6 protein-coding genes and 1 pseudogene are annotated in these 7843 nt (G+C 68.9%); 5 read left to right on the top strand and 2 right to left on the bottom strand.

Going from position 1 to position 7843, the window contains the following annotated elements; genetic code table 11:
• A pseudogene (locus D180_RS24770) lies at positions 1-835 on the top strand (elongation factor G); the annotation flags it as partial.
• 129 nt (positions 836-964) lie between these two features.
• On the top strand, positions 965-1447 hold the full coding sequence (locus D180_RS15515) for a hypothetical protein (RefSeq protein ID WP_017913519.1): 483 nt from the start codon (positions 965-967) through the stop codon (positions 1445-1447).
• A gap of 202 nt (positions 1448-1649) precedes the next feature.
• On the opposite strand, the gene D180_RS15510 is transcribed toward D180_RS15515, so the two are convergent.
• Positions 1650-3239 (bottom strand): alpha-L-arabinofuranosidase C-terminal domain-containing protein, encoded by a 1590-nt coding sequence (locus D180_RS15510; protein ID WP_043091086.1) that lies wholly within the window; start codon positions 3237-3239, stop codon positions 1650-1652.
• A gap of 377 nt (positions 3240-3616) precedes the next feature.
• Here D180_RS15510 and D180_RS15505 point away from each other — a divergent pair, with 377 nt between their 5' ends.
• Positions 3617-4681, top strand: coding sequence for an aldose epimerase family protein (locus tag D180_RS15505; protein ID WP_043091089.1), 1065 nt, complete (start codon positions 3617-3619; stop codon positions 4679-4681).
• Positions 4682-4777: 96 nt separating this feature from the next.
• Here the strand turns inward: D180_RS15505 and ccsA are convergent, their stop codons facing one another.
• Positions 4778-5572, bottom strand: coding sequence for a cytochrome c biogenesis protein CcsA (gene ccsA, locus D180_RS15500; protein ID WP_017913516.1), 795 nt, complete (start codon positions 5570-5572; stop codon positions 4778-4780).
• A 105-nt stretch (positions 5573-5677) separates the two neighbouring features.
• Between ccsA and ffh the strand changes: the two genes are divergently transcribed.
• Both ffh and D180_RS22555 read left to right on the top strand, forming a co-directional pair.
• Positions 5678-7057 (top strand): signal recognition particle protein, encoded by a 1380-nt coding sequence (gene ffh, locus D180_RS15495; RefSeq protein ID WP_017913515.1) that lies wholly within the window; start codon positions 5678-5680, stop codon positions 7055-7057.
• Between the two features lie 82 nt (positions 7058-7139).
• The gene (locus tag D180_RS22555) at positions 7140-7595 is read left to right on the top strand and encodes an SRPBCC domain-containing protein (protein WP_017913514.1); all 456 of its coding nucleotides are present in this window, start codon (positions 7140-7142) and stop codon (positions 7593-7595) included.
• The last annotated feature ends 248 nt before the right edge of the window (positions 7596-7843 follow it).

Genomic DNA, 7843 nt, shown 5'->3' with positions numbered 1-7843 from the left:
GCACCCGCCGGTGCTGGCGTGGCGGCTCGGCGCGGCCAATGCGACCGACCTGGTGCGGCTGGGCCAGGGCCTGGCGCGGTTGGCGCAGGAGGATCCGTCCTTCCGCGTCGACAGCGATCCGGAGACCGGTGAAGCGGTGATCTGGGGCATGGGCGAACTGCACCTGGAGGTGATGGTCGAGCGATTGCGCAGCGAGTGGCACGTGGACGTGCGCACCGGCGCGCCGCGCGTGGCCTACCAGGAAACGCCGCGTGCGGCCGCGCTGGGCGTGGCCGCACGGCTGTCCAAGCAGAACGGCGGTCAGGGCCAGTTCGCGCAGGTGGTGCTGGATGTGCTGCCGCGCGCGGACGGTGCGGTCACCTTCGTCGACCGCAGCCGCGGCGGGGTGGTGCCGAAGGCCTTCGTCGCCGCCACCGAGAAGGGTGCGCGCGCGGCGCTGGCGCAAGGCCCGCTCGGCCATCCGGTGGTCGGTGTGGAGGTGGTGCTGGTCGATGGCCAGGCGCACGCGGTGGATTCGTCGGACCTGGCGTTCCAGCGCGCGGCTTCGGACGCGGTGAAGGCGGCGCTGGCGCAGGCCGGCACGCTGCTGCTGGAGCCGGTGATGGCGGTGGCGATCGATGCGCCTGCGCACAGCGTCGGCGACGTGCTCGGCGATCTGCAGCGGCGCGAGGGACGCGTCGTGGCGATCGAAGAGCGCGGCTCCCGTGCCGAGGTGGTCGCGCAGGCGCCACTGGCGCAACTGCAAGCCTATGCCACGGCGTTGCGTTCGCTGACCCAGGGACGCGCATCGGCGAGCATGACCTTCGACGGCTATGCGCCGGTCAAGGCCGCGTGAGCCGCATTGCCATCTGGCAATGCGGCAGGAGGACGAGGAGCCGGTTCGCCGGCTCCTCTTTTTTTGTCCGCGCTTGCGTTGGCGCCGCGATCCGGGCTTCATAGCCGGCCCCGATCGCCGGAGCCGCCCATGCATCGCCGTCTTGTCCTCCTGACCCTGCTTGCTCTGTCGCCGACGCTCGCCGCCGCGCAGCCGCCGGCATGCGCGACGCCGCTGCAGATGGCCGAGCGCCTGTACAAGGCGCGCGATTTCTACTGGCAGCCGCAAAACCTGGACGGCTTGCTGACCCCATCCTTTGCGCACGCGCTGCAGGCCGACCAGCGCTGCGCGGCGCGCGAGGGCGTGTGCCGGCTGGACTTCGACCCGTGGACCAGCGCGCAGGACGGCGACATTCAGGGCGCGCCGACCTTCACCCTGGTCTCGGGCGGTTCGCAGGCCACCGTGGTGGAGGTGCGCATGGACTACCGCTTGGCGCTCGGCGGTCGTGCCGCGCGGGCGCAGTCGGTCAAGATCGAGCTGCAGCGCCGCGGCAACGGTTGCTGGGCGGTCAGCGACCTGATCGCGCCGGACGGGCAATCGCTGTTCGCGCTGCTGACCGATCCGGAGGACTAGGCGCGCGGAGCGTTACGCCGCCCGGTAATCCAAGTCCTGCTACTGGGAGAGTGGCTGGTGCGCCGTGCGGATGGCTGCATGCCGCCCTCAAAGTGCGGAGGTGATGGATGCGCTGGCAGGTGGGTCTATCCCGCGCGCACCTAGCCTCACCCCAACCCCTCTCCCGGGGGAGAGGGGCTAGGAGCGCGGCAATGGCCTGGGGCTACTGCAGCTGCAGCATCACGATCGCCTTGGCCGGCAGCGCCACCTGCAACGTGTCGCCTTGCACGCGCGCGCCGGCGAAGGCGGCCGGGCGTACCGCCTGCGGCTGGGCGAAGGTGTTGAGCGCGTCGATGGTCGGCGCGGTCAGGATCTGACCGTCGACGCCGCGCATCTGCACGCCGTCGACCTGCACCGTAACGTCGGCGCTGCGGTTCGGGTCCAGATTGGTCAGCGCCACGTACACGTGCCCATCCTTGGCCCGCACCGCCGAGCCGTGCACCGCCGGCACCGTATAGCCGGCATGCCGGTAGTCGGGCGTGCTGATCTGCAGCGGCAGCGCGGTCGCGTCCTGGTACGGCTTGTACAGCATGAAGACGTGGTAGGTCGGCGTCAGCAGCATCCTGTCGCCGTCGGTGAGGATCATCGCCTGCAGCACGTTGACCATCTGCGCGATGTTGGCCATGCGCACGCGGTCGGCATGCTGGACGAAGATGTCCAGGTTGAGCGACGCCACCAGCGCATCGCGCAAGGTGTTCTGCTGGTGCAGGAAACCCGGGTTCACGTCGGGCAGGCCCTTGTACCAGGTGCCCCATTCGTCGACCACCAGCGCGACCTTCCTGTCCGGGTCGTACTTGTCCATGATCGCGCTGTGCTTGCTGATCAACTCGTCCATCCGCAGCGTGCGCGACAGCGTTTCGATCCACGCCGCCTCGTCGAAGCTGGTGGAAGAGGCGCGCGGCGGCCAGCCGCCGGGCACGGTGTAGTAGTGCAGGCTCAGGCCGTCCATGAACTTGCCGGCCTCGCGCATCATCACCTCGGTCCAGTGGTAGTCGTCTTCGTTCGGGCCGGGCGCGATCTTGAGGATCTTCTGGTCGGCCGGCGCCTTGACGAAGGTCTGGTAGCGGCGGAACACGTCGGCGGCGTACTCGGCGCGCATGTTGCCGCCGCAGCCCCACAGCTCGTTGCCGACGCCGAAGAACGGCACCTTCCACGGGGCCTGGCGGCCGTTGCGGCGGCGCTGTTCGGCCAGGGTCGAGCGCGTGGGCGCGGTCATGTATTCCACCCACTGCGCCATCTCGTCCGGCGCCGCGTCGCCGACGTTGCCGGCCACGTACGCCTGCGTGCCGAGCAGTTCGGTGAGGTCCATGAACTCGTGGGTGCCGAAGCTGTTGGGTTCCTCCACGCCGCCCCAGTGGGTATTGACGCTGGTCGGGCGCTGGCTGCGCGGGCCGATGCCGTCGCGCCAGTGGTATTCGTCGGCGAAGCAGCCGCCGGGCCAGCGGATGTCCGGCACGTCCAGCGCCTTCAGCGCGGCGACCACGTCGTTGCGGTAGCCGCGGGTGTTGGGGATCTTCGAGTCCGGGCCGACCCAGACGCCGCCGTAGATGCCGTTGCCCAGGTGTTCGGCGAACTGCCCGAACAGGTGGCGCGACACCGCGGCGCCAGGGCGGTCGGCACGCAACGTGCCGCGCACCTCGACGTCGGCGGCCTGGGCCAGTGTGGCGGCCAGTGCCAGGCCGAGCGTCGCGGCGATCAGCGGCAACCGTCGCCAGTGTGCCGCACGCTGCTGCAGGAAACGGGGCGAACGCATCGGGAGCTCCTTGTCGGGTAGGGCGGCGCCGTCGCCAGCGTCGCGTGGGAGTGGCGGCCGGCGCGCGGCCTTGGCCATGACGCCCAGGCGCTGCCGTATTCGGGGCGCACACCCCCCGGCACGATCACTTCCGTGCCTGTCCCCGGTGTGCCCCGATCCCGAGCATAGAAGACACATGAAGGGCGAACCAATGCCCAAATGCGACGCCGCCATATCGGAATTGCAATGCGCGGTACGGCGCCGCATGCAGTGTGTTCCCAGAACGTGCGCGGTATCGCACAGCGCGCTGTCGGCGCTCGCGCGGCGATGGCCGTGTCGCGCCATCGCTGGTTATGCTGCGGACCCCGCGCATGCGCACCGACTTCCAAGACTCCTGCATGTCCTCGCTTTTCGGTCATCTTCCCGACGGTACCGCCATCCAGCGCATGGTCCTGGACAGCGGCGACGGCCTGCGTGCCGAAGTGCTGACCTATGGCGGCCTGCTGCGCAGCCTGCGCCTGCAGGGCACGCACGGCGAGACCGAGCTGGTGCTGGGGCTGCCGACGCTGCAGGACTACCTGCAGGACCCGGCCTACCTGGGCGTGCTGGTCGGGCGCTTCGGCAACCGCATCGCCGGGTCGGCCTTCACCGTCGATGGCCGGCACTACGCGGTCACCGCCAACGAGGGCGCCAACCATCTGCACGGCGGCGCGCTGGGCTTCGGTCGCCGGGTGTGGACGGTGTCGGCGCAGACCGAGCGCATGCTGCAGTTGCGCTACGACTCGCCGGCCGGCGAGGAGGGCTACCCGGGCAACCTGTCGGTGGAGGCGACCTACCGCGTCGAAGACCGTTGCCTGAGCGTCGAGTTCGTCGCGCAGACCGATGCGCCGACCCCGCTCAATCTCACCCATCATCCCTATTTCAACCTGGCCGGCGATGCCGCGGTGCCGGCCGCGGCGCAGTGGCTGCGGGTGCCGGCCGACCGTTACCTGCCGGTGCGCGACGCGGCGCTGCTGCCGCGCGGCGAGATCGCCACGGTGGCCGGTACGCCGTTCGATTTCAGCCAGGCGCGTACCATCGCCGACAAGGACATCGCCGCCGATCCGCAGCTGTCGCTCAGCGCCGGCTACGACCACTGCCTGGTGCTGGCCGACGGCCACGACTGCACCGCGCTGCTGTATTCGCCGCACAGCGGCGTGGCCATGCGCATCGTCAGTCCGATGCCGGCGGTGCAACTCTATGAAGGCCAGGGCCTGGACCGGCAGCATCCGGCGCTGGGCCGCGGCATCTGCCTGGAGCCGCAGGGCTATCCGGACGCGCCGAACCAGCCCGGCTTTCCCGATTGCATCCTGCGTCCCGGCCAGGTCTATCGGCACCGCATCGACTATCGCTTCGCCGAGGTCGGCCGCGGCGCCGACTGGGCGGCGGTGGAGGCGGCGCTGGCGGAGCAGGGCGGCGGTTGAGGCGTGGGACATCGCAGGCGTGTCTGAAGCCGCGACCGGGCCTTTCCCGGTGTCACCCGTCGCGGCTGAAGCCGCTTCTACGGGAAGGCCGGGCCGCTACTGCGCGTGCCCAAGCACCAGTTCGATCACGAACTTGCTGCCGAAGAACGACAGCAGCAGGAGCACCATTGCCGCCAGGGTCCAGTGCACCGCCTTGACCCCGCGCCAGCCGTAGCGCCAGCGGCCGAACAGCAGCGCGCCGAACACGATCCACGACAGCACGCTGAGCACGGTCTTGTGCACCAGCCGCTGCGCCAGGAAATCCTGCACGAACAGCACCCCGGTCAGCAGGGTCAGGGTCAGCAGGATGAAGCCGACCACGATGGTGCGGAACAGCAGCGTTTCCAGCGCGGTCAGCGGCGGCAACGCGCGCAGCCAGGGATGGAAGTCGCGGCGTCGCAGCGCGCGTTCCTGCAGCCACAGCATCACCGCCAGCAGGGCGGCGATACCCAGCGTGGCGTAGGCCAGCAGCGCCAGCCAGGCGTGCAACTGCAGCCGCCAGTCCAGCACCGGCGCCGGCTCGTGGCCGTAGCCGTGGTAGGCCAGCAGCAGCGCCGCCGACAGCGGGAACACCACCACGCCCAGCGCGGCCATGCGCCCGCTGGCGCCGACCAGGGCGGTCATCAGCGCCATGCCCAGGCTGACCAGCGACAGCGCGGCGAAGAAATGCATGTCCGGGCCACCGGCGGTGTGCAGGGCCACCTGCACGTGATAGCCCGCGTGCAGGGCCACCGCCGGTAGCGCCGGCCACAGCCAGGCGCGGCTGCGGTCCACCCGGTCGCGCACCACCGCGGCGATCAGCAGGCCGGTGGCGGCCAGGTACAGCAGGGTGGCGAGGACGGTGATGAGCATCGCGCCAGTTTCGCATATCGGGCCCGCCGCCGTGACGGCGCCGCCGGGGATCGCCGGCGCGCCCGGCTATAATCGACGGCCGTTTCCTGTCCGCGACCCGCCCGCATGTTCGAATCCCTCACCCAACGCCTCTCCGGCACCATGCAGCGCCTGCGCGGCCGCGGTCGCCTGACCGAGGAGAACATCCGCGAAGCCACCCGCGAAGTGCGCATCGCGCTGCTCGAGGCCGACGTCGCCCTGCCGGTGGTGCAGGCGCTGATCGAGCGCATCAAGGTGCGCGCGGTCGGCCAGGAAGTGCTCAAGAGCCTGACCCCGGGCCAGGCGCTGATCAAGGTCGTGCGCGACGAGCTGACCGCGGTGATGGGCTCGGCCGCCAGCGACCTCAACCTCAACGTGCCGGCGCCGGCGATCGTGCTGATGGCCGGCCTGCAGGGCGCGGGCAAGACCACCACGGTCGGCAAGCTGGCCAAGCACCTGAAGGAAAAGCGCAAGAAGAAGGTGATGGTGGTGTCGGCCGACGTGTACCGACCGGCCGCGATCGAGCAGCTCAAGACCCTGGCCGAGCAGGTCGGGGTGCTGTTCTTCCCGTCCGAGGCCTCGCAGAAGCCGGTGGACATCGTCCGTGCCGCCATCGCCGACGCGCGCAAGTCCTTCGTCGACGTGCTGCTGGTGGATACCGCCGGCCGCCTGGCCATCGACGCGGCGATGATGGAGGAGATCAAGGCGCTGCACGCGGCGATCGCCCCGGTCGAGACCCTGTTCGTGGTCGACGCGATGACCGGCCAGGACGCGGCCAACACCGCCAAGGCGTTCAGCGAGGCGCTGCCGCTGACCGGCGTGGTGCTGACCAAGACCGACGGCGACGCCCGCGGCGGCGCGGCGCTGAGCGTGCGCTACATCACCGGCAAGCCGATCAAGTTCATCGGCGTCGGCGAGAAGCCGGACGGCCTGGACGTGTTCCATCCCGACCGTCTGGCCAGCCGCATCCTCGACATGGGCGACGTGCTGTCGCTGGTCGAGCAGGTCGAGCACCAGGTCGACAAGGACAAGGCGCAGAAGCTGGCCGAGAAGGTCGCCAAGGGCAAGAAGTTCGACCTCAACGACATGCGCGACCAGCTCGAGCAGATGCAGAACATGGGCGGCCTGTCCGGGCTGATGGACAAACTGCCGGGCATGGGCCAGATCCCCGATCATCTGAAGCAGCAGGTCGCCGGCAACAAGGACGTGCCGCGGATGATCGCCATCATCGGCTCGATGACCAAGAAGGAGCGGCGCAACCCGGGTCTGCTCAACGGCTCGCGCCGCGCGCGCATCGCCCGCGGTTCCGGTACCCAGCCGGCCGACGTCAACAAGCTGATGAAGCAGTATCAGCAGATGGAAAAGATGATGAGCAAGATGGCCGGCGGCGGCATGAAGGGCCTGATGCGCGGCATGAAGGGCATGCTCGGCGGCATGGGTGGCCGCGGCGGCCTGCCGTTCCGCTGAATCTGGCCGTGCACGGTTTTCCTCCTTGCTGCGGTCGCCGTCCGTTCTTTTTTGAGTTTTCGTTCATTCGCTTGGGAAGGGTATGAACCGGCAGATCAAGCACCGCACGTTCTTTTTCGAACGTTCATGCAAGGCTGGCAGCGCGCGCGTCTTTGCCGCCTTTTCCGATTCCACGCAGCGTGCGAACTGGAGTGCTCCATCCGAGAGTGCGGCCGTCATCTACGATGTGACCGATTTCCGTGAAGGCGGGCGGGATGTTTTCCGATGTGGGGACAAGGACGATCCGCAGTACACGGGCATCGCTACCTATGTTTCCATCGTGCCGAACTCTCGGATCGTATGGAGCGAAATCGTGGAATCCGGCAGCCAGACCCTGGCGGCGCTTCTGAATACGGTGTTGCTTGAAGCGCATGTCGATGAAACCAGGGTTTGTATGACCGTTCAGGCGACCTCTTTTTGCGGCGATGAGATGTTCGAAGGAATCGAAGCCGGAAACAACGCGGCGCTCGACAACTTGGTTGCGTTCGTAGCCCGATGACTTCTCTGGGCGGATCGGCTGCAGGTGCATGCTGCGTGGCGCTGTGGCGAATCGTCGCTAAAGCGTCAGCCTCGGGCTAGGGGATCGGATTTTCGCGTTGTTTGAAGGGGGTTCCTTGCGACGATCTTCACTGCAGGTGAGCGCAGCAGTGTCCGCTGCACCGTGGCCTGGATGCGGTGCGGCTACCATGGCCGTTCCCGGAGTCGCGGAGCACGCATGATGCAGCGCCTGGCGCGCGTGGACGCCTT

Source organism: Xanthomonas sp. SHU 166 (genome assembly GCF_000364685.1).
GTDB classification, from domain to species: domain Bacteria; phylum Pseudomonadota; class Gammaproteobacteria; order Xanthomonadales; family Xanthomonadaceae; genus Xanthomonas_A; species Xanthomonas_A sontii.
Note: the sequence above shows the minus strand (reverse complement) of the source record. Positions and strands in the feature narration are given on the sequence as shown.

Bases quoted from the DNA above. Each gene is read 5' to 3' on its own strand.
- D180_RS15515 (WP_017913519.1), top strand. From the start codon at position 965: ATGCATCGCCGTCTTGTCCTCCTGACCCTGCTTGCTCTGTCGCCGACG.
- D180_RS15510 (WP_043091086.1), bottom strand. From the start codon at position 3,239: ATGCGTTCGCCCCGTTTCCTGCAGCAGCGTGCGGCACACTGGCGACGG.
- D180_RS15505 (WP_043091089.1), top strand. From the start codon at position 3,617: ATGTCCTCGCTTTTCGGTCATCTTCCCGACGGTACCGCCATCCAGCGC.
- ccsA (WP_017913516.1), bottom strand. From the start codon at position 5,572: ATGCTCATCACCGTCCTCGCCACCCTGCTGTACCTGGCCGCCACCGGC.
- ffh (WP_017913515.1), top strand. From the start codon at position 5,678: ATGTTCGAATCCCTCACCCAACGCCTCTCCGGCACCATGCAGCGCCTG.
- D180_RS22555 (WP_017913514.1), top strand. From the start codon at position 7,140: ATGAACCGGCAGATCAAGCACCGCACGTTCTTTTTCGAACGTTCATGC.